The sequence below is a fragment of the Nocardia lijiangensis NBRC 108240 genome (genome assembly GCF_001613045.1).
Taxonomy (GTDB): Bacteria; Actinomycetota; Actinomycetes; order Mycobacteriales; family Mycobacteriaceae; genus Nocardia; species Nocardia lijiangensis.
In genome coordinates this window covers 1-26,892 of record NZ_BDBP01000054.1, presented here as the reverse complement: position 1 = coordinate 26,892, position 26,892 = coordinate 1, and the positions used below count along the sequence as shown (strand labels likewise).

Here is a 26,892-nt window from a genome sequence, read left to right as displayed (position 1 = left end):
ATTTCACGGCCCGGACCGCCGCGAAACACCGATCCGAACCCGATCAGGCCGCCACGTCACCCACACGAAATATCCGGGCTACCCTTCCCCGCACGCGAATTTCGCAACAAGCACCAGCTTTTCGCCGCGGGATACTTCGTCGCGTTGGCTGTTCGACAGCTCGGAGACTCTGCGTAGAGGGTCTCCGCCGACCACACGATCGACGCTGATGTGACAACCGTCTGCGTAATCACCGTAGGCAAGCCAGTAGGCGCCGGCCTCGCCAGGTCTGCCCATATCGTGCAACGTCGCGCCCGGGGAGACTACGCGGTCCTGTGGCCGGTCAACCACGGGACCGATGAAGACCTTCGAAACGACCAAGCCGCCGCTGAGATTCTTCTTTTCGGTGGAGACGGTTTCGTATCCGGTCACTTCGGTTGCCGAGGCATGCCGCATCTCCGGGGGCGGGTTCAGCTTCGCACGGATCACCAGGCCGATGAAGACCAATGGCAGGATTATGACAACCGCAAGGGCGCCGAATGCCGTGAACCGCCCAAGCTTACGCCTCCATGGTGCTATCGACATGTGTAGGCTCCGTCGATCAACTCGGAAGCTTTCGCATACGAGCCCTCGTTCATCGCGAGATAGTTCTTGACCTGCGGTCCGAGATCTGCTTGCCGTAGATAGTCATCCATTGCACCCTCCGAATTGTATCCGGCGGCCATGAACTCGTTGGTGTTGTATTTCTCTTTCATCTCGTCCGGGACCCTCGGGCCGTATTGTTCCTGGATACGCTTCAGGCTGTATGCGGCCGCCATGATCGCCACCGAGTCATCGTACTGCACCCGCGCCCAGGGGATCGAACCGAATTCCTTGGGGTACGCTCTCTGCAATTCTTCGTAGGTCTTTTCTTTGATGTTGGTCAGCCCCAGTGACATTCCCATATCCGTCGGGCTGGTTGCCTCACGGATCGGGTTGAGGATTTCCCTCGCCGCGTCCCAAAATCCGCTGCCCGCTTGTTCCAGCGGCGTATCCGCACGGTTTCCGCCCTCGTTGTACACGATGGCCAGCACCAGCTTGGGATCGACACCTGCGGCGTTGCCGTACTTCACGGCGTCGTCGATCCAGCCCTTCTCGATGTCGTTGGACCCTCCGTAGTCGCGGTGGCCTTCCGGGTTGAGCTCGCATTTTGGTGCCGAGGACTTCCAGGTGGCCCGGTTGGTGAGCTCGTCGATGGGCGAGGACATGATCTCTTCCAGCTTCGCCTTCAGTTGCGGAAGGGCGTCGGCACCGGCGAATTCGGCCTTGGCAAGCAGCGCGTACAGCGAGTGACCGGAGATTGCGGACGCCAGGGTCGTGGCGCCGGAGGTCAGGGTTGCGTCGTCGGGTTCCTCGGTGAAAGTGATGGTGACGGCAGTATTCGAGTTGGACGACGATGTTCCGCTGTCGGGAAAGGCGGAAGCGGCGTTCGACACCAGGGTGGATCGCAGGCCGGTGAGTTCAGTGGTATGTGCCGCGGCGGCCGAGGCGAACCCCTTGGCTGCCTCGGCGATGGACGCAGGCGCACTGCCCAGAATGCCCAACATATCGGTGACGTCGTTCTTTTCGGGCGCGGCCACGGTGTCGAAGGAGGCGACTATCGCCTGGATGCGCGCCGGTCCGCCCACCCAGGCGTCGTGTTCGCTGAACGCGCGCCAACCGGTGTTGGCCACGGTGAGGGCATCGGTATCGCCGGTCGGCACCGGCGTGTTGTTTTGCCGGAGCACGGTGGTGAGTTTGTCGCGAAGTGTGTTCGGGTTCGTCAGCAGACCGCGATCGGGGGTGGTGTATGGGGCGGGCATCGGATCGGGAATGTCGATGCTTTTGTCGTCCCAGGATGGCCCGATCCGCGGGGGCGGCATGGCGGGTTCGACGCCCTTGTTGGTAACCGGGTTCGCGTCATAGTTCGCTTTGGCCCAGGTGTAGCCGGCGAGGTTGAGCATGTCGCCCATGGTGAGAAGGGCATTGCCGTAAGCGACGAGCACACCTTCGAGATCGGCGGCAACGTAGGAGTACCTGGTTACCCACGGCGCGACAGCCGGATAGTTTCCTGCCATCCCTTGGCTCGCGGCGAGACCTGGATTCAGGCTCCCGCTGACGGATTCGATGACCACCGTGTACTCGCGGAAAACAGCTTTGGCGGCGGCGTAATACACTTCGGGGTCGACAGTGATCGGCGACAATCCGGCTCCTTATTTACTGCGGAAGAGTCGGGTGTTCACAGTGCCCGCGTCGGTATACGAACTGTGCGCGGCTTTCGCGGCCGCACTCATATCACGAATACCTTCCACGAATTCACGAGCACCTGCCGACCATTGCTGCTGCAGGGTGTCGTATGCCTGGGCGGCAACGCCTTCCCAGCCTGTTCCGGTCAACGTTGCCGCAGCCTTGTCGTCGATCTGGTCGACGTGGTCGGCGATGAATCCGGCGAGGCCCGTCAGTCTCGCAATTATCTGTTCGACCTGATCGAGGTCGACGGAAAATGAATCGGTCATGGCAGCTAGGGAAGGTCGAGCCGAATGTATTCTCCGGCGGTGGATTGATCGCGCTGCACATAGGTCTCGGCGGTGACGCCGAGCTTCTCGGCCATGGTGGTCAGGGCCGTGAAGATCCGCTGCCCACCCGATTGGACCTCGCCCCAGCCCTCGCTGAAGCCGTTCGCTGCCACGCCGACCCATCCGCCCGAGGTGAGCGTGGATACGTCTCGTCCGGCCGAGTCGAGTGCCGTCCGGAGCGCGTCGGCGATGCTGTACACGTAGTTGCCCAACGCGCGGACTTCGTCCGGTACGACCGACAGCGACTCCCCAGGGGTCCCTGTCACTGCTGGTCCACCGCGAACGACCACCCCGGAGCCGATGCCACACATGGAATGTCGATGTAACCCATCAACCGCATCGACTGTGTCACGTTTCCCCCTCCAACCTCGCCGCACACCTCAGCATCTTGGGATGTGCGTCATCGACCTTACCAGGAGATGCCAACGGAAGCCTGGAGGGCAGGGCAGGCCATGGCTGACCGCTGAGCCGCGGAAAGCATTGTCCGCCTTGGCGTCCGCGCGGTCGGCGGCGCGCGCAGCCGCGTGGCAGTGTGCCAGGCAGCATTCGCCCGGTCATGCGGACACCGCCGCCGACCCGTTGATCATTGATCTGGATGCCACGCTGGCCGGTGCACATTCGGACAAGGAGCATGCGGCACTAATCGCTTCGGTTTTCGCCCGTTGGTCGCCTTCGCCGACCACGGCGCCAGCGGCGCTGGCGAACCCCTCGCAGCGCTGCTGCACCCCGGCAACTCCGGCGCCAACACTGCGGCAGACTACAAGAAGGTTCTGGCCGCCGCGTTGGAGCAACTACCGTGGCAGCCCGGGTATCGCGTCGACCGGAAAGTGCTAGTGCGCAGCGACGCCAGCGGCGACACCCACGAATTCACCGCCCCTGCCATGCGCGATGGGTCCAGACTCGCTCGGGTTCCCCCTCACCGAGGCCCTGGTCGAGGCCGTCAATCAGGTGGCCACACATGCTGCGCCTCTCCTCGGCACGCAACAACCTTCCCGACCGTCACGTGCGCGGTTTGCGGCATGCATCTCCACACCGATGACGAGTTCGTAGTGCTCTGAGCCGACGGAGACCGTGTGGCGTCGCCGCCGCAACCAGTGGAAGTGCACTCGAAAAGGCAAGAAGAATCACGAGTTACACCGTTGTCGCGACGACACCGATCCGTTCGGCGAGCCCGGGGGCCCGCCACCTCCAACACCTGCAGACGATTCGGAGGGCATCAGCTCCATGACTCTGGGTCATCAACCTTCCATGACCGTGAAATCGCTGACCCATCTGCGGATAACGGAGAGCGATTGCGCGCTGACCGAACCGGCAACGCCCTTGATCCGGTCGGTGCTGATGGTGCGCGGTTGCTCGGTCATCGCGAAGGAGATCTCCTTCAATCCGAGCTCGTCGCCCCGCAGCTGAACATGGTGCGGCCAGCCGCGATCGGTGGTGGTCACCGGCACGATGATGACGAGGCCGCGCACGGTACGCAGGTAGTCGGCGGTGGAAATGATCACGGCCGGCCGCCTGCCGTCCTGCTCACGCCCCTGGGTGGGTGAAAGCTCCGTCCAGATGACATCTCCGGGCTTGCACGACGACGCGGCGCTCACCGATCGTCGTCCAAGCCATCTTCAAGGGTCTCGTCCCAAGCATCGACCTCGGCAACGTAGTCCGAGTCCAGCTCGGCATACGCTGCGGCAACAGCGGCGAACCGCTGCCGACGATCGTGCTCGTCGAGAAGGTGTGCGATGGTCTGGGAGACGGTGCGGCCCTCTGCCTGCGCCAGATTGCTCACACGCTCACGCACCGACTGCTCGACTTTCATCGACGACATTATGGAGCCCATGGTGCGTACCTCCCTTCACGATTTTGGATACCATCGAGGATACCTGACAGTCATACCCTTGTGGATACCTCATTTCTAGGCGGGTCTCACCGCCACCCAGCTCCACTTGCCGAAACTGCCGATCGACTACATCAGCAAGGACGGGCTGATCGACGTACGCGTGCACCTTTTCCGAGGACGATGTGGACCGGACCGTCGCGATTGTGAAGAATCCGCATGTCAGCCCTGCCTAACTAGGCCGAGCGGACTCTCGCACACGGATAACGACGTCGCAGCGCGTCGCGTCAGGCCAGGCGCTCGATCTGGGTGGCCAGTTCGGCGCCGGTGAGGGGTTCGCGGGCGATGACGGCGATGGTGTCGTCGCCCGCGATGGTGCCGACGATGTACGGGAGGGCGGCGCGGTCCAAGGCGCTGGCGAGGTAGTGGGCGGCGCCGGGTGGGGTGCGCAGGACGGCGATGTTGCCGCTGGCGTCGGTGGAGACGAGCAGGTCGCCGAGCAGCTTGGAGAGGCGGTCGGTGCCGCCGGTCACGCCGCGGACGGGGCTACCGTCCTCGGGCACCACGTAGACGCCCGCGCCGCCGTCGGCCGCGCGCAGCTTGACCGCGCCCAGCTCGTCGAGGTCACGCGACAGGGTCGCCTGGGTGGCATCGATGCCCTCGGCGGCCAGCAGGGCTGCCAGTTCGGTCTGGCTGCGCACCGAATGCGCGGAGAGCAGCTCGATGATGCGCGACTGCCGACCGGCGCGGGTACGGGCGATCGCAGGGCCCTTGCCAGGCACCGTCGCGTCAATACTCATCGTCGCTTCCCCCGCGCCGGCGCGGTGCGTCGCCCGGTCACTCCGCACCGCCGCGTCTGGCCAGCAGCCACACCAGCAGCGCCTTCTGCGCGTGCAGCCGGTTCTCCGCCTCGTCCCAGACCACGCTGTGCGGTCCGTCGAGCACCTCGTCGGTGATCTCCTCGCCGCGATGCGCCGGAAGGCAGTGCAGCACAACGGCATCCGGCTGGGCGTTGGCCAGCATCGCGGCGTCGAGCCGGAACGGGCGGAAGGGGCCGATCCGGTCCAGTCCGTCGTTCTCCTGGCCCATCGAGGTCCAGGTGTCGGTGACCAGCGCGTCCGCGCCCGCGGCGGCGGCCACCGGGTCATCGGTGACGGTGACGCTCGCCCCGGTCTCGGCGGCCCGCTTGCGCGCGGCCTCCAGGATCCACGGTAGCGGCTCGAAACCCGTTGGCGCGGCGATGGTCACGTTCAACCCGGCGGTGACGCCGCCGAGCAGCAGCGAGTGCGCCATGTTGTTCGCGCCGTCGCCGAAGTAGGCGAGGTTGCGCCCGGCCAGGTCGCCTTTGCGCTCGCGCAGGGTGAGCAGGTCGGCGAGCACCTGGCAGGGATGGAACTCGTTGGACAACGCGTTCACCACCGGAACCGTTGCCGCCGACGCCATTTCGTCCAGGCGGACCTGCTCGAAGGTGCGCCAGACGATGGCGTCGACATAGCGGGAGAGCACCCGGCCGGTGTCGGCGAGGGTTTCCTCGCGCCCGAGCTGGGTGTCGCGGCCGTCGACCACCACCGCGTGCCCGCCGAGCTGGGCGATGCCCATCTCGAACGAGAACCTGGTGCGGGTGGAGTTCTTCTCGAAGATCACCCCGACCCCGCGCGGCCCCTCCAGGGGGCGGTGCGCGAAGGGGCTCTTCTTGAGCTCCGCTGCCAGCGTGAGAATTTCGGCCTGTTCGGCGGGCGAGACGTCGTCGTCGCGCAGGAAGTGCCGCAGCTCGTTCATCACAGGACCTCCTTCGCGTCGGTCGCCGCGCCGTCCAGAATCTCCGGCAGGTCGGCGACAAAATTGTCCGACTGAGTCTCGGTGAGCACCAGCGGCGGCGCCAGCCGGATGACATTGGGCTTGGGCGCGTTCACCAAATATCCCGCCGCCCGCGCCCGCGTCTCGACCTGGGCCGAAATGTCTTGGGTGAGTACGACTCCCAGCAGCAGACCGGCGCCGCGCACGTGATCGATCAGCGGGTGCTCGAGCAGTTCGATGCCGTCGCTGAGCCGCTTGCCGACCGACTCGACGTGGGCGAGCAGATCGGTCTCGTCGATGGTGCGCAGCACCGCGAGCGCGGCCGCGGCGCACACCGGATTACCGCCGAAGGTGGTGCCGTGCAGGCCGGGCGTGAGCAGCTCGGCCGCCCGCCCGTTGGCAAGCACCGCGCCGATCGGCATGCCGCCGCCGAGGCCCTTGGCCAGGGTGATCACGTCGGGCACGATGCCGACGGCCTGGTGCGCGTAGAACTTTCCGGTGCGGCCGATGCCGGTCTGCACCTCGTCGAGCACCAGCAGCGCGCCGTGCCGCGCGGTGATCTCGCGCGCCTTGACCAGATAGTCGATCGGCGGGACCACCACACCGCTCTCGCCCATCATGGGTTCGAGGAACACCGCGGCGGTGTCGTCGTCGACCACCTGCTCCAGCGCGGCCGCGTCGCCGTAAGGCACGTGCACCACGCCGGGCGGCATGGGCTCGAACGGCGCGCGCTTGGACGGCTGACCGGTGAGCGCCAGCGCGCCCATGGTGCGGCCGTGGAACGCCTCCTCACAGGCGACGATCTTGGTCCGCCCGGTCAGCCGCGCGATCTTGAACGCCGCCTCGTTGGCCTCGGTGCCGGAGTTGCAGAAGAACGCCTTGCCCTCGCCGTCGCCGAAGTGCGCGAGCAGCCGCTCGGCCAGTTCGACGACCGGCTCGCTGACATACAGATTCGAGACGTGCCCGAGGGTGCCCAGCTGCTGGGTGACCGCGGCGAGGATCGCCGGGTGCGCGTGACCGAGGCTGTTGACCGCGATACCGCCGAGGAAATCGACGTAGCGCTTGCCGTCCGCGTCGTAGACCACCGCACCCGCACCGCGCACCAGCGCGACCTTCGGCGTGCCGTAGTTGTTCATCATCGCGGCGGACCACCGCTGCTGCAATTCGTCGACAGTACTCATGATTTCGTTCCGTTCGGTGCGACGGCCCCGGCCGGGGCGGGCGTCACCATCGTTCCGATTCCTTCTCCGGTGAACAGCTCGAGCAGGACCGAGTGCGGGACCCGCCCGTCGATGACGTGCGCGGTCGGCACCCCGCCGAGCACGGCGCGCAGGCAGGCTTCCATCTTGGGCACCATGCCCGCATCCAGGCTCGGCAGCAAGGCGGCCAGCTCGTCGGCGTCGATGCGGCTGGTGAGCGAGGAGCGGTCGGGCCAGTCGGTGTACAGGCCCTCCACATCCGTCAGCACCACCAGTTTCTCCGCGCCGATGCCCTCGGCGAGCGCGGCGGCCGCGGTGTCGGCGTTGATGTTGTGCACCACGCCGTCGGCATCCGGGGCGATGGTGGAGACCACCGGGATGCGTCCGGCGCCGATCAGGTCGAGCACCGCGTCCGGGTTGACCTCGGTGACGTCGCCGACCAGGCCGATGTCGGTCGGTTCGCCGTCCACGTCGACGGTGCGCCTGGTCGCGGTGAACAGCCCGGCGTCCTCGCCGGAGATGCCGACCGCGTAGGGCCCGTGCGCGTTGATCAGCCCGACGAGTTCGCGGCCGACCTGACCGAACAGCACCATCCGCACCACGTCCATCACCTCGGGCGTGGTGACTCGGAAGCCGCCGCGGAATTCTCCTTGCAGACCAAGCCTTTTCAGCATGGCGCTGATCTGCGGCCCGCCGCCGTGCACCACCACCGGGTGCACACCGACGGTGCGCAGGAAGGCCATGTCGGCGGCGAAGGCGCGCTTGAGCTCGTCGTCGATCATGGCGTTGCCGCCGTACTTCACCACGACGACCTTGTCGCGGAACTTCTGCAGCCAGGGCAGTGCGTCGGCCAGGACGTGCGCCTTGTCCAGCGCGGAGAGTTCGTGAATCGCCGGACTCGTCATGAGCTGTAGGCCGAATTCTCTTCGACGTAACCGTGCGACAGGTCGGTGGTGCGGACCATAGCCGTGCCGTCGCCGACGTTCAGCTCGATCAGCACGGCGATATCCGCGCCGGACAGGTCGACCTGGCGGGCGCCCGGGGCACCGACGCTGTCGACGCAGACCGGATTCCCGTTGAACGACACCGAGATCCGGTTCGGGTCCAGGGTGATCGGCGCGATGCCGACGGCGGCGAGCACCCGGCCCCAGTTCGGGTCGGAGCCGAACAGCGCGGTCTTGACCAGGCTGTCGCGGGCCACCGCGCGCGCCGCGATCAGCGCCTGCTCCTCGTCGGCCGCGCCGGTGACGGTGATCGTCACCCGCTTGGTGACGCCCTCGGCGTCGGCCATCAGCTGGGCGGCCAGGTCGTCGCAGACCGCGAGCACGGCGGCGTCGAGTTCGTCCTGCGACGGGGTGACCTCGCTGGCGCCGTTGGCCAGCAGCAGCACGGTGTCGTTGGTGGAGCAGGAGCCGTCCACGTCGAGCCGGTCGAAGGTGAGCCGGGTCGCGTTGCGCAGCGCCTTGTCGAGCTGTTCGGCGCTCACCGCGGCGTCGGTGGTCAGCACGACGAGCATGGTGGCCAGCGAGGGCGCGAGCATGCCCGCGCCCTTGGCCATGCCGCCCACGTTCCACTTCTCACGGTGGTGGAAGGCGGCTTCCTTGGGCACGGTGTCGGTGGTCATGATGGCGTGGGCCGCGTCCGCACCGCCGGACATGCCGCCGCCCATCTCGTGCACGATCTCGGTGACCCCGGGAATCAGCTTGTCCATCGGCAGCCGGTCGCCGATCAAACCCGTTGAGCAGACGGCGATTTCACCCGCTCCGGTCTCGGTGCCCCAGTTGCTCAGCGCCTCGGCGAGCTTCTCGGCGGTCTGGTGGGTGTCCTGGAAGCCGCCGGGGCCGGTGCAGGCGTTGGCCCCGCCGGAGTTGAGGATCACGGCGCGCAACCGGCCGGACTTCAGCACCTGCTGGGACCACAGCACCGGGGCGGCCTTGACCTGGTTGCGCGTGAACACACCGGCCGCGGGGTATTCCGGGCCCTCGTTGAAGACCAGCGCCAGATCGGGTTTGCCACTGGCCTTGATGCCCGCCGCGATGCCCGCGGCGCGGAAGCCGAGGGGCGCGGTCACGCCCTGGGTGCGGACCAGCTTGCCGTTCGCGATCTCAGCGGTTGTCGTCACGGTGCCACTCCTACAGTGGAAAGTCCTTCGGTCTCGTCGAATCCGACGGCCAGGTTCATGGATTGGACCGCGGCGCCCGCGGTGCCCTTGGTCAGGTTGTCGATCGCGCCGATCACCACGAGCTGTCCGGCGTCGGTGTCCACCGCGACCTGCAGGGTGACGGCGTTGGAGCCGAGCACCGAACCGGTCTGCGGGAGCACGCCTTCGGGCAGCAGATGCACGAAAGGCTCGTCGGCGTAGGCCTTTTCGTAGACGGCGCGGGCCTGCGCGGCGTCCACCGCGGTCGGTGCGGTGCAGGTGGCCAGGATGCCGCGCGGCATCGGGGCGAGGACCGGGGTGAACGACACCGCGACGTCGGCGCCGCCCGCGGCCTTCAGGTTCTGCGCGATTTCCGGGGTGTGCCGGTGCGCGCCCGCGATGTTGTAGGCGCGGGCCGAACCCATCACCTCCGAGCCGAGCAGCCCGACGTCGAGCTTGCGGCCCGCGCCCGAGGTGCCGCTCACCGCGACCACCGTCACCTGCGGCTCGATGATCCCGGCGGCGACGGCGGGCGCCAGCGCCAGGCTGGCGACCGTCGGATAGCAGCCGGGCACCGCGATGCGGGTCGCGCCGCGCAGCGCGTCCCGCCCGCCGGGCAGTTCCGGCAGGCCGTAGGGCCAGCTGCCCGCGTGCGCGCTGCCGTAGTACTTCTCCCAGGCGGCGGCGTCGCGCAGGCGGTAGTCCGCGCCGCAGTCGATGATCACGGTGGATTCGGGCAATGCCTGCGCGATGGCGGCGGACTGGCCGTGCGGCAGGCCGAGGAAGACCACGTCGTGGCCCGCGAGCTCCTCGACGGTGGTCGGGGCCAGCACCCGGTCGGCCAGCGGCAGCAGATGCGGCTGATGCTCGCCGAGGGTGGTTCCGGCGTTCGAACCCGCGGTCAGCGCCCCGATCTCGAGGCGCCCGGCGCGGTAGCGTGGATGGCCGAGCAGCAGGCGCAGCACTTCGCCGCCCGCGTACCCGCTCGCACCGGCAACAGCAACCCGCAACGGGGGCGCATCCGAATCAGCCATGAAATGATTATGCACGATTATGCAATCCCATTCATGGACGGGGTGCGACAACCGTTCGAACTCGCGGTGCCGCGCTCCCCACCGACCGAGTCGGCAGCGGGAAGACCGGCACCCTCGCCACCTCGATGAACAGCACGAACGACACTCACAGCAGTGTGTTACCCAGCACGGCCGGAATATCGACCTGATTCTGGAACCCGTCGAGAATGCCGGGAGCCGACGGCCTCCAGCGCGGCTCGAAGCGACGCAGGCCCGGGGTGCCGCGCATCCCGTGCCCGTGCCCCGGCACGACGCTCCCCTCGTATCGAATGCGCGCTCGACGACGCGGCGTGCAAAGCACAGGCGTCGATAGCGAGGGGAGGGCCTGCCGGCTTGTTCCAGCCGAGTGTCAGGAGTTTGCGCGGCTGCGCAGGGAGTGGATGGCCGCGAGGATGCCCTTCTTGTCGTAGCTGTTGATGGGCAGGGTGGCGCCGTGGGCGTGGCGGATGATGCCATCCGGGTCGACGAGGATGGTGCCGGACTGCTGCATCGAACCGAAGACTTTGCGGGTCAGGCCGACCGACTCGTGCGGGGTCCCAGCCGAGCCGACGAGGACGGGGAACGGGATGCCGTGGTCGGTCTGCCATGCCAGTCCCGCGTCGCGGCCTTCGGGCACCACGATGAGGACATGGACGTCGTCGGCGTCGAACTCGTTCCGGTGCGCGACGAGATCTCGGACATGCCGGTTGCAGACCGGGCACGACGTCGACCGCATGAAATACAGCAGTGCGCTGTGCGCGCCGCGGTAGCTGGACAGACGCCAGGCCTGCCCGGCGGTGTCTTCGAGTTCCAATTCCGGCGCGGGGGATCCGGAGGTGAGCATGGCGGGACTTCCCTTCGATTCAGGAGTGCGGTAGTCGGTCGATCGATGGCCGAGGCCGGTGGCGGCCGAGGCTAGGGCTGATGGCCGAGGCTGTGCCGGATCGCGGCGCGTGCGCGGTGCAGCTGCGATTTCATAGCCGCAACGCTCAAGCCGAGCGTGTCGGCTGTCGTACGTCCGGGGTAGCCGAGCACATCGCGCATGATCAGGACTCTGCGCTGGAGATCGGGCAACACAGCGATCGCCTGCGCGAGCTCGTCGGCGTCGAGCCTGCGCAAGACTTCGTCCTCGGCGGAGGCGACGACGTCGGTGGCGGCAACAGCGGTCTGCGGTCCGGGGTCGAGCAGGTATCGGGCGCGGCGCAGACATTCGTTGCGAACGATGCGGAACATCCACGAAGCGAGGGCTGTCGTGGCGCGCAGCGTCCCGATCTTGCGATACAGGGTGATCAGCGCCTCTTGCGCGGCCTCTTCCGCGTCGGCGGAGGACGCGCACAAGTGGTGCGCGAAGCGCCGCACGTGCGGATGGGCCCCGTACACGATCGCGGAGATCGCTTCCCGGTCACCGCGCTGGGCCGCTGCCACGAGCTGTTCACCGGCCCACCCGTGTCCCACTGCACTCACCTCCCAGGCCGTCCGGCGCGATGCCTGGTGATTGCGCTGCGGAGAGGACCACACAGGCGTCGAGCATGGTCCCTCGTCTCGGTTCGATTGTCACAAACCATAAGAGCGTCCCCGCCCGCGAAAGGATTCGAACCGAGTGCCGGTACGGCGGCCTCGTGAAGTGGCGATGCCGACCGGGAAATCCGGCCGGGTCGGCGTTCGAGGGATACCGTCGGCGCCATGGACAAGGTGACGGCATTCCACGACCTGCATCATCGGGAGACCCCGCTGGTCCTGCCGAACGCGTGGGACTTCGGTTCGGCGGCGGTACTGGCTGCCGAGGGCTTCCCGGCGATCGGCACCACCAGCCTCGGCGTCGCGGCCGCCGCGGGCGTGCCCGACGGCACCGGCGTCACCGGCGCGGAGACCCTGGCGCTGGCGCGGCGGTTGTCCCGGCTCGCCGTGCCGGTGACCGTCGACATCGAGGGCGGCTTCAGCGACGATCCCGGCGCCGTCGCCGAGTTCGTGGCGGAGCTCGCCGTGCTGGGCATCGCGGGCGTCAACATCGAGGACGGGCGGGCGGACACCGAGCTGGCCGACCCCGGACATCAGGCCACGCTGATCGCCGCGATCAAGGAGCGCGCGCCGGAGGTGTTCGTCAACGCGCGGGTCGACACGCACTGGCTCGGCATCGACCCCGAGTCGACGCTGGAGCGCGCGGGCCGGTACGCGCAGGCGGGCGCCGACGGGGTCTTCGTCCCCGGGCTCACCGAGCCCGGCGCGATCCGGCGGGTGGTCGAGTCAGTGCCGCTGCCGGTCAACATCCTCTACTCCGTCGGCGGTCCCACGGTCGCCGAACTCGCGACGCTGGGCGTGCGGCGGATCAGCACCGGCTCGCTGCTCTACCGGGCGGCGCTGGCGGCGGCCGTCGACGTGGCGTCCGCGGTGCGTGCCGGGCGGCCGGTTGCGGCGGGCATCCCTAGTTATCGCGACATTCAGGCGAATTCGTTGCCTTGACGCGGTCGGCGGACGCCTGCCGACACCGATCGGCCGCGGCACGTAGCGTCTCGCGACCGCGGTCGACTGCCGCGCCGACTCGGATCGCCGCCATCGATCGCATCATGCTGCGCGCCGAAATCGACAGCCTCGCACCGACACTCGTATACATGTGCAACCGCCGCTATCGAAATGCCAATTGCGCCATGCCATTCGGCCCATCCACTCCCTCGAACAGGACGAATAGCGGACGCCGTGCACGTCCACGAAGCGGGCGATCACGCCGACCGAGAACGACACCGGACACGATCTTCTGATGCACACGCATCAATAGCTGTGACGCGCCCCACTCGACCGGACGCTAGAGCCCACCGAAGCGGATTCCGAAGCATGTCGACGCATCTACCTGGACTTTCCTCGCAATCTCCGCGGTGGATCGAGATCCGATCACGACCCGAAACAACCGCCGAACCTCGCAAATCGTCCCGCCTAACGAGACCGTTACCACATTTATAACGTGATCCGAACCACATTTTCGTTTAGAAATCACATCGGCGCGATTCCACATTTCCCGCGCCTCAACTGCACGAACGCGAACATGTGCGACGGAGCGTTTTGTCAACTCGGACGTTATTGCCACGTGATCTGACGAGATTGATTCGTTATCGTCGGTGACGGCCCGATCGAACACGACGGGCTCGAGCTCGAACCGCCGAACACCGGCAACCCTGTCCCGCGGTTCGAGACCCCCGACATTCACTGGGGACAGGGACTCGACCGATCGTCACTGGTCGAGCCGGCGGGCGCAGCAAGGAATACCACATGTCTCAGACCCGTAAGTTCAGCACCCGTGCCGCCAGCCTCACCGTTGCCCTCGGCGCCCTCGTTGCCGTCCCGTTCGGTCTGGCCACAGCCACCGCTTCCGCCTCCAGCCACAACTGGGACGCTGTCGCCGAGTGCGAGAGCAGCGGCAACTGGTCGACCGACACCGGTAACGGCTTCTCCGGTGGCCTGCAGTTCACCGACAGCACCTGGGCCGCCAACGGTGGCTCCGGTGACGCGTCCAACGCGAGCCGCGATGAGCAGATCCGCGTCGCCGAGAACGTGCTCGCCACGCAGGGTGCAGGCGCTTGGCCTGTCTGCGGCGCCTACCTCTGAGCGTAACGCCGACTTCGACGGCCCTGTCACCCGCCCGGGTGACGGGGCCGTCGCGTTATTTGCGCACCACGCGCTCGCCCTCGCCCGGTTTCCAGATCGTGATGGCGAGCTGATCGTCGGCGATCTCCACGCACGACGCCCCGGTCAGGTCGGCGACATAGAAATGGTCGAACTCCTGGCCGCGGATATCGAAGCCGCTCTCCTCGAACAGGTCCTGCGCGAACCGCGCGTGCAGTTCGCGGTCCGGCAGATCGGTGACGGCGCCGAACAGCTTCGCGTCGCCGTCGCCGACCATCGTGTCCACGGTCGCGGTGTGCAGGCAGAACCGCGGATCGCGGGCGAGGTCCTTGAACTTGGTGGTGCCCGGCATGCCGACGATGACCAGCATGCCCTCGAAGATCCTCGGCTCCACCGGACTGATCCGCGGCGATCCGTCGGCGCGCACCGTGGCCAGCATGCACAGGTTGCCGGTCGCCTTGTGGCGGCGGCTGAAGACGGTCGAGATCTTCGGCGCTTCTTCGGTGAACTGGGTCCAAAAGGTCATGCCGGTGACGCTACGCCCGAAACCTGACAGATCGCGTCAAGGTTTCTCACTAGTCTTCGGGGCATGCGAGCGAGTCGACTGGTGCAGCTGCTGTTGCTGCTACAGACCAGGGGGCGGGTCTCCGCGCCCGAGCTGGCGGCGGAGCTCGAGGTGTCGGTCCGGACGGTGTACCGCGATGTCGAGGCGCTCTCCGCGGCGGGCGTCCCCGTGTACAGCGAGCCAGGGCGCGGCGGCGGTGTCCGGCTCGTCGACGGCTACCGGACCCGGTTGACCGGCCTGACCTCGGAGGAAGCCGACGCGGTGCTGCTGTCCGGCCTCCCCGATGCCGCGGCCGACCTCGGTCTCGGCACCGTGCTGGCCACCGCGCAGCTCAAGGTGCTCGCGGCGCTGCCGCCCGAACTGCGCGGCCGGGCGACCAGGATCGCCGAACGCGTGCACATCGACGCGCCGGGCTGGTTCCACCGCCCCGAGGACACGCCGACCCTGGCCGTCATCGCCGACGCCCTGTGGCACGACCGCAGGCTGGACGTGCGCTACCGCCGCAAGGACGGCGAGGTACGCCGGGCGCTCGACCCGCTCGGGCTGGTGTCCAAGGCGGGCACCTGGTATCTCGTGGCCCGCCAGGGCGCCGACATTCGCTCGTACCGGGTGAGCCGGATTCTCGAGGCCGGGCCGAACGGCGAATCCTTCCGCAGGCCGGACGATTTCGAGCTGGCCGCGCACTGGGCGCGGGCGCAGCACGAGTTCGCGCGGTCGATGCTGCGGGTGCGGGCGCGCTGCCGGATCGGCGCGAAGCATGTGCGCCTGCTCCGCATCGGCTTCGAACCGGCGGCGGTCGCCGAGGCGCTGGCGTCGATGAGCGAGCCGGACGCGGCGGGCTGGGTGGTCGTCACGCTGGCCGCCGAGTCGTATCCGGTACTCGCACACGGGATTCTGCCGCTCGGCGAGTACGCGGAGATCCTCGATCCGCCGGAGCTGCGGGCCCAGCTCGCGCGCACCGCGGCGGCGATGGCGGACCGGTACGGCGCGGCGTCGATCTGAAGCGGCACCGACCCGCCACGCGCGTTCCCGCCGACCGCGGCCCGCGGGAACGCGCGTCGGATCAGCGCAGGTCGCGGAAGAAGGCGCGGACGTCGTCGGTCAGCAGGTCCGGCGCCTCCATGGCGGCGAAGTGGCCGCCGCGGTCGAACTCGGTCCAGCGCACGATGGTGTGCTGCTCTTCGGCGATCTTGCGGATGGACAGGTCGCCGGGGAAGATCGCCGCGGCGGTCGGGACGCCGGAGTTCTTCGCCGCGCCGCCCCACGCCTCGCCCTCGCCGTACAGCCGGATCGACGAGGCGAAGGTCTTGGTGAACCAGTAGAGGCTGACGTTGGTGAGCAGCGCGTCGCGGTCCACCGCGTCCTCGGGCAGCTCGATGGCCGGGTTGGTCCACCGCTGGAACAGGTCCACGATCCAGGACAACAGGCCCGCGGGCGAATCGTGCATGCCGATGGCCAGGGTCTGCGGGCGGCCCGCCTGCACCATGGCGTAGCCGAAGCGGGTGAAGCTCTCCTCGCCGGTCAGCTTCTCGAGCTTCGCCTTGTCCTCGGCGCTGTACCCGGACTGATCACCGCCCCAGGAGGCTCCGTCGCCCGCCTCCCAGGATTGATCGCCGCTCTCGCTCTTCGCATCGCCCCACGACTGGTCGCCGCCCGCGGCCGCGCCCCAAGACCCCGCGCCCCCGCCACCGTCCGCACTGCCGTCACCGTCCGCACCACCATCACCATCAGCACCACCGACACTGTCCGCACCACCGACACCGGCGGCACCATCGACACCGGCCGTCCCCGAGGACTCGCCGCCCCAGGACCCCCCGCCTTCGCCGCCCCAGGATTCGGCGTCCCACGAGGGCATCGTGATCGGACCGTTGACGTGGATGCCGACGACGTGATCGGTCGCGATGCGCCCCAGCTCGGTCGAGACGAAGTACCCCGCGTCACCGCCCTGCGCGCCGTACCGGTCGTATCCCAGGCGCGCCATCAGCTTCGCGACCACCTGCGCGTAATGCTCGGTGGAGCCCTCCCCCACCGCGGGCCCCACGCCGGAGAAGGCGAAACCGGGCAGCGACGGGACGACCATGTGGAACGCGTCGGCGGGGTCGCCGCCGTGCGCGCGCGGATCGCTGAGCGGGCCGAGCACCTCCAGGAACTCGACGAAGGTGGCGGGCCAGCCGTGGCTGAGCACCAGCGGCAGCGCGTCCGGCTCCGGCGAGCGCACGTGCAGGAAGTGCACCCGCTCGCCATCGATCTCGGTGACGAACTGCGGCAGCTCGTTGAGCCTGGCCTCCGCCGCGCGCCAGTCGTAGCCGGTGCGCCAGTACTCGGCCAGCGGCTTCAGGTACGAGACCGGCATGCCCTTGTCCCAGCCGACGCCGGGCAGCTCCTCGGGCCACAGGGTGTCGGCGAGGCGGGCGTGCAGCTGGTCGATCTGCGCCTGTGGGATCTCGATGCGGAAGGGGCGGATGTCCTGTTCGGTCGTCATGGGGACCACGCTAGGAGCCGCTTAGGACAGCATCGCTCCTAAGAAACTGGCATTCTCGATGTCATGTTGGAGACCTCGGCGCGCTTGCTGAAACTGCTCGCGCTGCTCCAGACCCACCGGGATTGGACCGGCGCCGAACTCGCCGAGCGGCTCGCCGTGACCAGCCGCACGGTCCGCCGCGATGTGGACCGGCTGCGCGAACTCGGCTATCCCGTGCACGCCACCCGGGGCACGGCGGGCTACCGGCTGGGTGCGGGCGCCGCGCTGCCGCCGCTGCTGCTCGACGACGAGGAGGCCATCGCGGTGGCGGTCGGGCTGCGCAACGCCTCCGACGGCACGGTCGCGGGCATCGAGGAGGCCGCGCTGCGGGCACTGACCAAGCTGGAGCAGGTACTGCCGCCGCGGCTGCGCCACCGCGTGCGCACCCTGCGGGCCGCCACCATCCGGGTCGGCGCGCCCGCCGCAACGGTCGAACCGGACACCCTGATGGCCATCGCCGACGCCTGTCAGCGCAGGGAGCGCCTGCGCTTCGACTATCGCGCGCACGACGGGTCGACCGGGTCGCGGGAGGTGGAACCACACAGTCTGGTGCACTTCAGCCGCCACTGGTATCTGGTCGCGTGGGACGTCGATCGCGCCGACTGGCGCACCTTCCGGGTGGATCGGCTGACCCCGCGCATCCCCACCGGTCCGCGCTTCACACCGCGCGAACTGCCGGAAGGCGATGCGGCGGCCTATCTTTCGATGCGGCTGTCCGCCCGTGCCTGGCCCTGTCGCGCGACCGTGCTGCTGCACGCCTCGGCCGAGGTCGCAGGCCCGCGGATCTGGCCCGGCATGGGTGTCGTCGAGGCGGTGGACGCGCACCGCTGCCGCCTGCACCTCGGCGCGGACACCCCGGAGGCGCTGACCTGGATGATCACCTCCGTCGATCTCGACTTCACCCTGCTGAGCGGACCGCAGGAACTCGTCGCGGCACTGCGCGCCCAGGCCACGCGCTGCACCGTGGCGCTGCGGGACTTTCCCGCGTGACGACGGGGCGAGTGTCGTCCGTCAGAAGAAGGTGTGCACCAGGTCGACCACGCGCGGACGTGCGGCGTCCGCGTCGTCGACGACCGGGATGAGTCGCCACTTGTCGAAGGCCGTGCACGGATGGGACAGGCCGAGCCGCACGACCGCGCCGACCGGCAGGTCGCTCGCCGCGCCGCCGGGCAGGCGCACGAAGGCGTGCTGATCGTTGACCGCGGTGACCGTCGCATCCGCCGGAAGAGACGAAAACTCCGGTCCCACAACATATTGCGGGACCGGAAGACCCAGATCGAACGGCAGATCGCGCTTGCCCGCGTCGAGCAATCCGAGTTCCGGCTCCGGACGGGAGACGGTGCGGGCCCACACGTGCATGGCCGAGCGCAGCGGCCGGTCGGCGCGCTCGGCGGCGAGCGGGGAGATTCCCGCGTAGAAGCCGTCGTCGTGGATCAGATAGGCGCCCGAACGCAGCACCACCGTGGTCGGAACACCGTGTGCCCCTTGTTCGTCCGCGAGCCCGGCCAGATGCTCGACCACCAGGTCCTGGTAGGCGCTGCCGCCCGCGGTGACGATCGCACGGCCGGTGTAGCGTTCGTCGTCCGCGAGCGCACGGTGCAGCCGGGCGAGCTCGTCCAGATAGCGGCGCACCGCGGCGATCCCCTCCGGGCCGCGGTCGCGGGCCAGCGCAGCTTCGTAGCCTCCGACACCGGCCAGCGTCAAGCGGCGCGACCGCCGGACCGCGTCGGCGATGGCGTGCGCGTCCTCGGCCGTGCGCGCTCCCGTGCGTCCGTGCGGACCGCCGAGTTCGAGGACGACGGGGACGCGGATATCGCCGGGCTCGCCCGCCAGGATCTCGTCCATCAGGGCCACGGCGGCCACGCCGTCCACCCAGCAGCAGAACTCGAAACCGGCGTCGCGCGCCAACTCGCTTGCCACCCAGCGCAATCCGACCGGATCGACCAGGGAGTTCGCGAGCACGATGCGCGAGACCCCGAATGCGCGCGCCAGCTGCGCCTGCCAGACGGTGGCCAGCGTGATGCCCCAGCATCCGCCGTCCAGCTGCTCGGACCACAGCTGCGGCGCCATGGTGGTCTTGCCGTGCGGTGCCAGCCGCACACCCGCGGCCCGCGCCCAATCGCCCATGACGGACAGGTTGGTCGTCAGCGCGGCCCGGTCCAGGGTGAGCAGCGGCGTCTCGAACTCGTCGAGGAACGGCTCGGCCGCCAGGAACTCGCGGACGGTGCGCCCCCACGCCGAAGGCGGCAGCCCTTTGTGCTCCGGCCCCAGTATCCGATCGGCCAGTGCGGCAACGGCTTTCTCGTCGATTGTCACGGTGTTCCTTCCCGCGGACCCGCTCCGTCGCGAATCCGCCTCGTCGGCCCGCCCCCCACGTGGCTCACCCCGAGTTACGTTGCCCTATCCCGAGTTACGCAGCGCCGTGGCCAGGCCGTTCATGGTCAGCAGGATGCCGCGCTTGACCAGCTCCGAATCGTCACCGGCGCGCAACCTGCGCAACAGCTCGACCTGCATCTGGTTCAACGGCTCCAGGTATGGGAAGCGGTTGTGGATCGACTCCGCCAGCGACGGGTTGTCCGCGAGCAGTTCCTCGTACCCGGTGATGGCGGCGTGCATGCGCAGGGTTCTGGCGTGCTCGTCGCGGATCATGCCGAAGATCTGCTCGCGCAGCGCCACGTCGTCGACCAATTCGGCGTAGCGCGCGGCGATGTCGAGGTCGCTCTTCGCCATCACCTGCGCCAGATTGGACAGCACCGTACGGAAGAACGGCCAGCGTCGATACAGATCCGACAGCGTCGCAAGCCTTTCCGGATCGCCGCCGACCCACTCCTCCAGCGCGGCCCCGGTGCCGTACCAGCCGGGCAGCATCACCCTGGCCTGGCTCCAGGACATCACCCAGGGGATGGCGCGCAGGTCGGCCACCGAGTTGGTGGGTTTGCGGGAGGCGGGCCTGCTGCCGATGTTCAGATCGCCGACCTCCGAGACCGGCGTCGATTGCCGGAAGTACTCGACGAATCCGGGCGTCTCGTGCACCAGCCGCGAGTAGGCGGCGCGCGCCCGCGCCGCGAGATCGTCCATCAGCTCGTAGGACGGCTCGGCGTCGGCTCCGAGTCCCTCGACGTCCAACAGCGTCGACTCCAGGGTGCCCGCGATGAGCGACTCCAGATTACGATGTGCCGCACCGGATTCGGCGTACTTGGCCGCGATCACCTCGCCCTGCTCGGTGAGCCGCAGCGAACCGTGCACCGCGCCCGCGGGCTGGGCGAGGATGGCGTCGTAGCTGCGGCCGCCGCCGCGGCCCACGGTGCCGCCGCGGCCGTGGAAGAGCCGCAACCGAATTCCCGCCTTGCGGGCGACGTCCACCAGGTCCAGCTCCGCGCGGTACAGCGCCCAGTTCGCGGCCAGATACCCGCCGTCCTTGTTGGAATCGGAATAGCCGAGCATGACCTCCTGCCGCATTCCCTTGGCGGCCACCAGCTCTCGGTACACCGGCACCTCGAGCGCCGCGGCGAGCGTGTCCGCGCCCGCCCGCAGATCCTCGATGGTCTCGAACAGCGGGACGATGTTCACCGAGCAGTGCGGCGGGCCGTCCGGCTCGCCGGGATCGAGCAGGCCGCCCTCCTTCAGCAACAGCGCCGCCTCCAGCATGTCGCTGACCGAGGTGCACATGCTGATGATGTAGTTCGGCACGGCCTCCGCGCCGAAGGTGTCGACGACGTCCTTGGCGGCCCGCACGATGGCGACCTCGCCCGCGGCCAGGTCGCTCAATCGGGCGTGCGGGCCGAGCAACGGCCGCCGGGTGCGCAGTTCGGCGGCGAGCAGGTCGACCCGCTCGTGCTCCGGCAAGCTCCGATAATCGGCGTGCACGCCCGCCCAGGCGAGCAGTTCGGCGACGACCTGCTCGTGCACCTCCGAGTTCTGCCGCATGTCCAGGCCCTGGAGGTGGAAGCCGAAGGTCTCGACGGCGTGGCGCATGGCCGCGAGCCGGTCGTCGGCAAGCAGGCCGTCGCCGGTGGCCCGCATCGAGGCATCGATGGCGTCCAGGTCGTCGAGCAGGGCGCGCGGTGTGGGATACGGCGAGGCGTCGGTGTCCGGGATGCCGTCGGCGGGCAGCGCGCCGAGCGCGGCGGTCGCCGTGGCCGTCAGGCGGGCCCGAATGGCATGCAGCGCACGGCGATACGGTTCGTCGGCGTGGGGGGCCGGATCCGGATAGCCCGCCTCGGCGAGCGCGGCCACCTCCGGGGTCACCTGGACCAGGCGCGCGGACTGCGCCAGCGTCTTCTCCAGCTCGACCAGGTCGCGAAGGTAGCGGCCGAACGCCACCGCCGAGGCCTGCGCGGCCGCGTGCCGCACGACGTCCGCGGTGACGTAGGGGTTGCCGTCCCGGTCGCCGCCGATCCAGGAGCCGGGCCGCAGAATCGGGCGGGTCAGCAGGTCGGCGCCGGGCCAGCGGTAGCGCAGCGCGGCGCGCACCTCGGCGTTGATCGCGGGGATCACGTCGAGCAGGGTCAGCTCGTAGTAACGCAAGCCGACGGCGATCTCGTCCTGGATCCGCAAGCGCGCCAAGCGAATCAGGGCCGTGCGCCACAGCGAGAGCACCTGGCGGCGGATGCGCAGCTCCAACTCGGCGCGCTCCGGTTCGGTCTCGACGTAGCGCTGGCGGCGGCGCATCAGCTCGGTGATCTTGGTCTGGCTGTCGAAGACGGTGCGGCGCCGGGTCTCGGTGGGGTGCGCGGTGATCACCGGCGAGACCAGCGCGTCGGTGAGCAGGTCGGCGACCTCCGCGCCGTTCAGCGCGGCGGCATCCAGCTTGCGGTAGGTGGCGGCCAGCGAGGAGTCCTGCGGCGGCTCCCCCGCGCCGGTGTGCACGGCGCGGCGGCGATCGCGCTGGATGTCCTCGGCCAGGTTGGCCAGCAGCACGAAATAGGTGAAGGCGCGGATCAGCGGCAGCGCCACCGCGATGTCGACCCCGCGCAGCATCTCCGCGACGGCGCTGCGCCCGACCTCCTCGCGGCGGACACGGAACGCCTCGATGCGGACCCGCTCGATCAGGTCGAAGACCTCGGGGCCCTCGTGATCGCGGATGGTGTCGCCGAGCACGCCACCCAGGAACCGGATGTCGTCGCGCAGCGGCCGGGTCGCGTCCTGTTCGGTCTCGATCCGCGGTTCGCTCATGGCATCGACCCTACTGCCGGTCCCGGCACGACAGCGGTACGAATGTGCCTGGATCACACTCACCCCATGGCCCGCCTGCGGCCGTCCGAGAGGCGAGACACGACGGGTTCGCGCAGGTAGCGTAGGCGGCACGACGGCATCGAACCCGAGGATTCCCATGGCCGACCAGCCCGCGATTACTCCCGGCCGGCTCAGCTTCACCGGCCGGTTCACCCACTTCGGCGCCACCAGATTGAACGCGATCACCAGGCTGCAGGGCCGCCTGCACAGTCGGCTCTACGCCCGATTCGGCGGCACCCGGTTCGGCAAGTGGCTGGGGCGGCCGGTGTTCCAGCTGACCGTGCCGGGGCGCAAGACCGGCGAACTGCGGTCCGTCGTGCTGATGTACGTCCCGGACGGTGAGGATCTGCTGGTCAGCGGCTCGTTCGCCGGCCACCCCGAGCCGCCGAGCTGGTGGCGCAATCTGGTCGCGGCGGGCGGCGGCCGGGCCCGCGTCGGTCACGAGTCCTGGCCGGTGACCGCGCGGGTGGTCACCGACGAGGACGAGTACGCGGCGCGCTGGCGGGTGCTGGTGGACCAGGTTCCGGATTTCGCCACCTACCAGGCGCTCAGTCCGCGGCAGATGCCGATCGCGGTGCTCACCCGCGCCGCGCAGTGAGCACTCCCGCGCTCCGCGCGCACGGGGCAGCTCCCGACCACGCACGCCGTCGCTAGAGCGAACGGATCACCCGCGCCGGATTGCCCGCCGCGAACACACCGTCGGGCAGATCGCGCGTCACCACGCTGCCCGCCCCCACCACCGTGTTCGCGCCGACCGTGACGCCGGGGCAGACGATGACGCCGCCGCCGAACCACACGTTGTCGCCGATCGCGATCGGCGCCGCGGACTCCCAGCGCTGCCGCCGCGCCTCGTGGTCGGTCATCGGATGCAGCGCGGTGAGCAGCTGGCAGCGCGGCCCGATGGAGACGTCGTCGCCGATGGTGATGGGCGCGCAGTCGAGCAGAATGGCGTCGTAGTTGAGGAAGCTGTTGGCGCCGATCTCGATGAGATAGCCGTAGTCGCACTGGAATCGGGGCATGATCCAGGACCCTTCGCCCAGCTTGCCGAGCAACTGCCGCAGCAGCTGCTCGCGCCGTGTGGTCTCCTCCGGGCCGGTCCTGTTGAACTCGTCGCACAGCGACTGCGCGCGCCTTCGCTCCGCCACCAGTTCCGGATCGCTGTCCTTGTACAACTCCCCGCGCAGCATCCGCTGCTTGTGCTCGCCCACCCGGCCCACGCTAGCCCAGCGGCGCGCGCACCCGCCTCAGCCGACTTCGCGCGCTGTCAGACTCGGAGCCGAAAGCCGGTGCACGAGCACCTGTTCCAGCAGACCGACGAGCACCTCCTTGACCGATTCGCGCTGGCGCGCATCGCATTCCAGGATCGGAATCCAGTCGTCGAGACCCAGCGCCTCGCGCACCTCGTCGAGCTCGAAGCACGCGCCGCGCTCGAAACGGTTCACCACCACGACGAACGGGGTGTTGTGCTCCTCGAAGTAGTCCAGCACCGGATAGCAGTCCTCGACGCGGTCGGTGTCCACGACGATCACCGCGCCGAGCGCGCCGTCCACCAGGTCGTCCCAGAGGAAGACGAAGCGGTCCTGGCCCGGCGTGCCGAACAGGTACAGGATGAGCGAGCTGTCCAGCGTGATGCGGCCGAAGTCGAGCGCCACGGTGGTCTGCGTCTTGTCCGCGCGGTGGCCGGGATCGTCGACGCCGACCGCCATCTCGGTCATGGCGGCCTCGGTGACCAATGGCTCGATCTCGGAGATGGCCCCGATGAAGGTGGTCTTGCCGACGCCGAAACCGCCGCTGACGACGATCTTCACCGACGAGGGCATCGCCGGTTCGGCGGGCGGAACCCGCAAGTCAGAGTGCCCGTACAAGATCCCTGATCCTCTCGATGGCTGCGGTGGAGAGTTCCGGGGCGTCACGGACGGTGACCTGCCCCGCGGTCACGAGATCGCTGACGATCACCTTCGCGACGCCCACCGGCACCCGCAGCGCGGTGCCGATCTCGGCGATGGAATGCGGATGCTGGCACAGCACCACCACGGTGCGCTGTTCGAAGCGCAGCGGGGCCGAGAGTGCGGCGGGCGGCGCCTGCACCAGGGTTTCGATGCGCAAATCGTCCAGCAGCGGAGTGGTGCGCCCCGCGGTGACGACGAACGGACGCACGAAAGCGTCCGCGTCGGAGGTCGGTTCGGCCGGACGGGTCGGTGTGGGGCGGTTCGGATCGAACCACCCGAAGGACTGGGTCACCGGGATCATCCGCGGGTCCGGCAGCCGCGGCCGGTCCGGATCTCTCATCTGCGCAACGTCTCTCGCAGCTCGGAGATCAGGGCCGGATCGAGCAGGGCGCCCGCGCGTTCGGCGAGCACCGCCATCTCGTAGCCCACCAGTCCGACGTCGCAGCCGCCCTCGGCGATCACACCGAGGCAGCTGCCGTCGCCGAGCGCGGAGACCAGCAGGAAGCCGCGCTTCATCTCGATCATGATCAATTTCAGGCCGTCGAACTCGTAACTGCGCGAGGCACTTCTGGCCAGGCTGGCCAGACCGGACACCATGGCGGCCAGCCGGTCGCCCCCGGTGCGGTCCAAGCCCTCCGACATCGCGATGAGCAGGCCGTCGGAGGAGACCGCGACGGTGTCGCGGACGCCGTCGGTGTTGCGGACGAAATTGCCGAGCAGCCAGTTGAAAGCGTGCGGGTCGGCGGTCGATTGCAGGTGGGCGGTCACGGGCTCCCCTTCACGGTGGTCATTGTTCTGCGGTGGTCTGGGCCAGATCGGCGGTACGCGTGGCGTTGCCGGCCGGGTCCGCGGCAGGCGCGCCGCCGCGGTGATGTCCGGTGCGGAACGCCGACAACATGCCGCGCACCTCCTCCGGCGATCGCTCGACGGCCGGGGCGGCGGGCGGGCGGGGCGCGGAGGGACGCTGCGCCGCGATCGTTTCGGCGGAGCGAGTTCGCTTGGTGCGCTTGACGAGTCCGTTGCGGGTGCGCTGCACCGCGGGCACCGCGTCGCCAGGGGCGGCGTGAAACCACGGGGATTCGCCGGAGTCGGCGGCGGGCGCCTGCCTGGGAGCAGTATGGGATTCTCGGCCGTTCCTTTGGGACGTGCCGCGGGCATGGTGACCGTGGCCGCTCGACCCCGACTCGTGCCCCGCGGGCGCGTCGATCCGCGCGTGTGACCCAATGGGCAGCACCGGCTCGGACCTTGATGATGCGTCGCTCGGTCCGGGTGGGCGTCCGTGCTGGGCTGTGGTGCGGGCAGCTGAATCGTTCAGACCCGAGCCGAATTCGCCTGCCGCGTTGATAGTTTCGATAGGCACCAAGAGTGTACGCGATGCGGGCGTGGCAGCTCGGCATCCGTCGTCGGTCGCGCCGACGCCGTGTGCGCGGAGTGTTGTGCGAGACGGTTCAGCGGATGAGCCGGACGCGGCCGGTCGAGGGCCGGAAGATGGATGAACACCCGACGCGGAGCGCTCGTCGGCCGAACCGAATCCACCTGTGGCGCCGACAGATTGGACGACCGGGCCAGCCGCGTCCGGTTCCGTGCGAGGGTTCCGTGCGACCGCAGCGCCATCGCGGCTTCCGCTGTCCGATATCGGCTGATTCCGCTGTCCACCAAGGAGTTCCGTGGGCAACAGCAGCCGTGCCACGATGCCGCTGACGGGCGCGACTGTCAGTTCGACGTCGATGCCGAGCCTTCGGGCCAGCCTGCCCACCACGTAGTGCCCGAGGTAGCGGGTCGGGGCGACCAGGAAGTCGCGGTCACCGCGCAGGCGGGCATTGGCCTCGGCCAGCTGGTCGGGGGGCAGGCCGACGCCGTGGTCGACGACCGCGAGCAGGTAGCCGCCGGGCAGCTTCCTGCCGTAGATCTCGACTTCCAGATCCGGTGGGGAGAAGGCGAGTCCGTTCTCGATCAGTTCGGCGAGCATGTGCGCCAGTTCGCTGACGATCGCGCCCGCCACGGAGACATCATCGATGCGGCGCAGCACGACCCTGCGGTAGTCGTCGACCTCGGACAGGCCCGCGCGGATCACGTCGGTGAGCGCGATCGGTTCGGCCCAGCGCCGCGGGCTGCCCTCGCCGACCAGCACCAGCAGGCTCTCCGCGTTGCGGCGCATGCGGGTGGCGAGATGGTCGAGTTCGAACAGATTCGACAGCGCCTTCGGATCGAGTTCCTCGCGCTCGAATTCGCTGATCAACCCGAGCTGGCGGCGCACGAGGTTCTGGTTGCGGCGGGCCAGGTTCGCCATCGACTCGGTGCTGTTGCGGCGCAGCAGAGCCTGTTCCGAGGACAGGTCGTAGGCGGTGGCCTGCACCCGGTCCAATGCGGCGGCGACGGCGGCGATCTCGGCCGCGGCGCCGGGCGGCGTGCGCACCG

The 26,892-nt window shown here is 68.9% G+C and carries 28 protein-coding genes and 1 pseudogene; 5 read left to right on the top strand and 24 right to left on the bottom strand.

All coding sequences use genetic code 11. The features are described 5' to 3' along the window. Nucleotides 1-78 precede the first annotated feature (78 nt). The 15 genes from NL1_RS20930 to NL1_RS20865 form a co-directional block, all read right to left on the bottom strand. On the bottom strand, nt 79-486 hold the full coding sequence (locus NL1_RS20930; protein ID WP_067841867.1) for a hypothetical protein: 408 nt from the start codon (nt 484-486) through the stop codon (nt 79-81). Between the two features lie 68 nt (nt 487-554). Further along, nucleotides 555-2,201, bottom strand: coding sequence for a hypothetical protein (locus NL1_RS20925; protein WP_067841865.1), 1,647 nt, complete (start codon nt 2,199-2,201; stop codon nt 555-557). Nucleotides 2,202-2,210: 9 nt separating this feature from the next. Next, on the bottom strand, nt 2,211-2,513 hold the full coding sequence (locus NL1_RS20920) for a WXG100 family type VII secretion target (RefSeq protein ID WP_067841863.1): 303 nt from the start codon (nt 2,511-2,513) through the stop codon (nt 2,211-2,213). A gap of 5 nt (nt 2,514-2,518) precedes the next feature. Further along, nucleotides 2,519-2,839 (bottom strand): WXG100 family type VII secretion target, encoded by a 321-nt coding sequence (locus tag NL1_RS20915; protein WP_067841861.1) that lies wholly within the window; start codon nt 2,837-2,839, stop codon nt 2,519-2,521. A 972-nt stretch (nt 2,840-3,811) separates the two neighbouring features. Beyond that, nucleotides 3,812-4,168, bottom strand: coding sequence for a type II toxin-antitoxin system PemK/MazF family toxin (locus NL1_RS20910; RefSeq protein ID WP_067841859.1), 357 nt, complete (start codon nt 4,166-4,168; stop codon nt 3,812-3,814). Further along, nucleotides 4,165-4,383: a DUF8778 family protein gene (locus tag NL1_RS20905; RefSeq protein WP_162272758.1), complete on the bottom strand. Its 219-nt coding sequence runs from the start codon at nt 4,381-4,383 to the stop codon at nt 4,165-4,167. The genes NL1_RS20910 and NL1_RS20905 overlap by 4 nt, the downstream gene beginning before the upstream one ends. 305 nt (nt 4,384-4,688) lie before the next feature. Continuing rightward, on the bottom strand, nt 4,689-5,201 hold the full coding sequence (locus NL1_RS20900; RefSeq protein ID WP_067841856.1) for an arginine repressor: 513 nt from the start codon (nt 5,199-5,201) through the stop codon (nt 4,689-4,691). 37 nt (nt 5,202-5,238) lie between these two features. Beyond that, nucleotides 5,239-6,180, bottom strand: coding sequence for an ornithine carbamoyltransferase (gene argF, locus NL1_RS20895; RefSeq protein WP_067841854.1), 942 nt, complete (start codon nt 6,178-6,180; stop codon nt 5,239-5,241). Beyond that, on the bottom strand, nt 6,180-7,379 hold the full coding sequence (locus NL1_RS20890; RefSeq protein ID WP_067841853.1) for an acetylornithine transaminase: 1,200 nt from the start codon (nt 7,377-7,379) through the stop codon (nt 6,180-6,182). Before NL1_RS20890 ends, argF begins: the two co-directional genes overlap by 1 nt. Further along, nucleotides 7,376-8,302, bottom strand: a complete 927-nt coding sequence (gene argB / locus NL1_RS20885; RefSeq protein WP_067841851.1) for an acetylglutamate kinase — start codon at nt 8,300-8,302, stop codon at nt 7,376-7,378. The genes NL1_RS20890 and argB overlap by 4 nt, the downstream gene beginning before the upstream one ends. Continuing rightward, the gene (gene argJ / locus NL1_RS20880; protein ID WP_067841849.1) at nt 8,299-9,519 is read right to left on the bottom strand and encodes a bifunctional glutamate N-acetyltransferase/amino-acid acetyltransferase ArgJ; all 1,221 of its coding nucleotides are present in this window, start codon (nt 9,517-9,519) and stop codon (nt 8,299-8,301) included. The genes argB and argJ overlap by 4 nt, the downstream gene beginning before the upstream one ends. Further along, on the bottom strand, nt 9,516-10,571 hold the full coding sequence (gene argC / locus NL1_RS20875) for an N-acetyl-gamma-glutamyl-phosphate reductase (protein WP_067841847.1): 1,056 nt from the start codon (nt 10,569-10,571) through the stop codon (nt 9,516-9,518). The genes argJ and argC overlap by 4 nt, the downstream gene beginning before the upstream one ends. A gap of 145 nt (nt 10,572-10,716) precedes the next feature. Further along, nucleotides 10,717-10,860, bottom strand: a complete 144-nt coding sequence (locus NL1_RS37750) for a hypothetical protein (protein WP_156094967.1) — start codon at nt 10,858-10,860, stop codon at nt 10,717-10,719. Between the two features lie 99 nt (nt 10,861-10,959). Beyond that, complete coding sequence (locus tag NL1_RS20870) at nt 10,960-11,433, bottom strand: peroxiredoxin family protein (RefSeq protein ID WP_067841845.1); 474 nt, start codon at nt 11,431-11,433, stop codon at nt 10,960-10,962. A 71-nt stretch (nt 11,434-11,504) separates the two neighbouring features. Further along, a complete protein-coding gene (locus NL1_RS20865) occupies nt 11,505-12,044 on the bottom strand; it encodes an RNA polymerase sigma factor (protein ID WP_067841875.1) in 540 nt (179 codons plus the stop codon). A 228-nt stretch (nt 12,045-12,272) separates the two neighbouring features. On the opposite strand from NL1_RS20865, the gene NL1_RS20860 reads away from it, so the two are divergent. Both NL1_RS20860 and NL1_RS20855 read left to right on the top strand, forming a co-directional pair. After that, on the top strand, nt 12,273-13,049 hold the full coding sequence (locus NL1_RS20860) for an isocitrate lyase/PEP mutase family protein (protein ID WP_067841843.1): 777 nt from the start codon (nt 12,273-12,275) through the stop codon (nt 13,047-13,049). An 801-nt stretch (nt 13,050-13,850) separates the two neighbouring features. Then, complete coding sequence (locus tag NL1_RS20855) at nt 13,851-14,186, top strand: transglycosylase family protein (protein ID WP_067841841.1); 336 nt, start codon at nt 13,851-13,853, stop codon at nt 14,184-14,186. A gap of 55 nt (nt 14,187-14,241) precedes the next feature. Here the strand turns inward: NL1_RS20855 and NL1_RS20850 are convergent, their stop codons facing one another. Further along, the gene (locus tag NL1_RS20850; RefSeq protein WP_067841840.1) at nt 14,242-14,730 is read right to left on the bottom strand and encodes a pyridoxamine 5'-phosphate oxidase family protein; all 489 of its coding nucleotides are present in this window, start codon (nt 14,728-14,730) and stop codon (nt 14,242-14,244) included. Between the two features lie 63 nt (nt 14,731-14,793). On the opposite strand from NL1_RS20850, the gene NL1_RS20845 reads away from it, so the two are divergent. Continuing rightward, nucleotides 14,794-15,771 carry a helix-turn-helix transcriptional regulator gene (locus NL1_RS20845; protein ID WP_067841838.1) on the top strand — a complete coding sequence of 326 codons (978 nt, stop codon included), beginning with the start codon at nt 14,794-14,796 and terminating at the stop codon, nt 15,769-15,771. A 61-nt stretch (nt 15,772-15,832) separates the two neighbouring features. Here the strand turns inward: NL1_RS20845 and NL1_RS39620 are convergent, their stop codons facing one another. Further along, on the bottom strand, nt 15,833-17,251 hold the full coding sequence (locus tag NL1_RS39620) for an epoxide hydrolase family protein (RefSeq protein ID WP_067841836.1): 1,419 nt from the start codon (nt 17,249-17,251) through the stop codon (nt 15,833-15,835). Nucleotides 17,252-17,314: 63 nt separating this feature from the next. Between NL1_RS39620 and NL1_RS20835 the strand changes: the two genes are divergently transcribed. After that, complete coding sequence (locus tag NL1_RS20835) at nt 17,315-18,280, top strand: helix-turn-helix transcriptional regulator (RefSeq protein WP_067841834.1); 966 nt, start codon at nt 17,315-17,317, stop codon at nt 18,278-18,280. Nucleotides 18,281-18,301: 21 nt separating this feature from the next. Here the strand turns inward: NL1_RS20835 and NL1_RS20830 are convergent, their stop codons facing one another. Together NL1_RS20830 and ppc are read right to left on the bottom strand one after the other, a co-directional pair. Then, the gene (locus NL1_RS20830; protein ID WP_067841832.1) at nt 18,302-19,606 is read right to left on the bottom strand and encodes a type III PLP-dependent enzyme domain-containing protein; all 1,305 of its coding nucleotides are present in this window, start codon (nt 19,604-19,606) and stop codon (nt 18,302-18,304) included. 84 nt (nt 19,607-19,690) lie between these two features. After that, complete coding sequence (gene ppc, locus NL1_RS20825) at nt 19,691-22,465, bottom strand: phosphoenolpyruvate carboxylase (RefSeq protein WP_067841830.1); 2,775 nt, start codon at nt 22,463-22,465, stop codon at nt 19,691-19,693. A gap of 157 nt (nt 22,466-22,622) precedes the next feature. On the opposite strand from ppc, the gene NL1_RS36730 reads away from it, so the two are divergent. Then, nucleotides 22,623-23,123 (top strand): nitroreductase/quinone reductase family protein, encoded by a 501-nt coding sequence (locus tag NL1_RS36730; protein WP_162272757.1) that lies wholly within the window; start codon nt 22,623-22,625, stop codon nt 23,121-23,123. Between the two features lie 52 nt (nt 23,124-23,175). Here the strand turns inward: NL1_RS36730 and NL1_RS20815 are convergent, their stop codons facing one another. The 5 genes and pseudogenes from NL1_RS20815 to NL1_RS40275 all read right to left on the bottom strand — a co-directional run. Next, a complete protein-coding gene (locus NL1_RS20815; RefSeq protein ID WP_218024463.1) occupies nt 23,176-23,712 on the bottom strand; it encodes a sugar O-acetyltransferase in 537 nt (178 codons plus the stop codon). Nucleotides 23,713-23,769: 57 nt separating this feature from the next. Continuing rightward, on the bottom strand, nt 23,770-24,345 hold the full coding sequence (locus NL1_RS20810; protein WP_067841869.1) for a GTP-binding protein: 576 nt from the start codon (nt 24,343-24,345) through the stop codon (nt 23,770-23,772). 28 nt (nt 24,346-24,373) lie between these two features. Beyond that, the gene (locus tag NL1_RS20805) at nt 24,374-24,814 is read right to left on the bottom strand and encodes a DUF742 domain-containing protein (RefSeq protein ID WP_067841828.1); all 441 of its coding nucleotides are present in this window, start codon (nt 24,812-24,814) and stop codon (nt 24,374-24,376) included. Further along, nucleotides 24,811-25,242 carry a roadblock/LC7 domain-containing protein gene (locus tag NL1_RS20800; RefSeq protein ID WP_067841826.1) on the bottom strand — a complete coding sequence of 144 codons (432 nt, stop codon included), beginning with the start codon at nt 25,240-25,242 and terminating at the stop codon, nt 24,811-24,813. Before NL1_RS20800 ends, NL1_RS20805 begins: the two co-directional genes overlap by 4 nt. Before the next feature lie 958 nt (nt 25,243-26,200). Next, a pseudogene (locus NL1_RS40275) lies at nt 26,201-26,443 on the bottom strand (sensor histidine kinase); the annotation flags it as partial. Nucleotides 26,444-26,892: the final 449 nt, after the last annotated feature.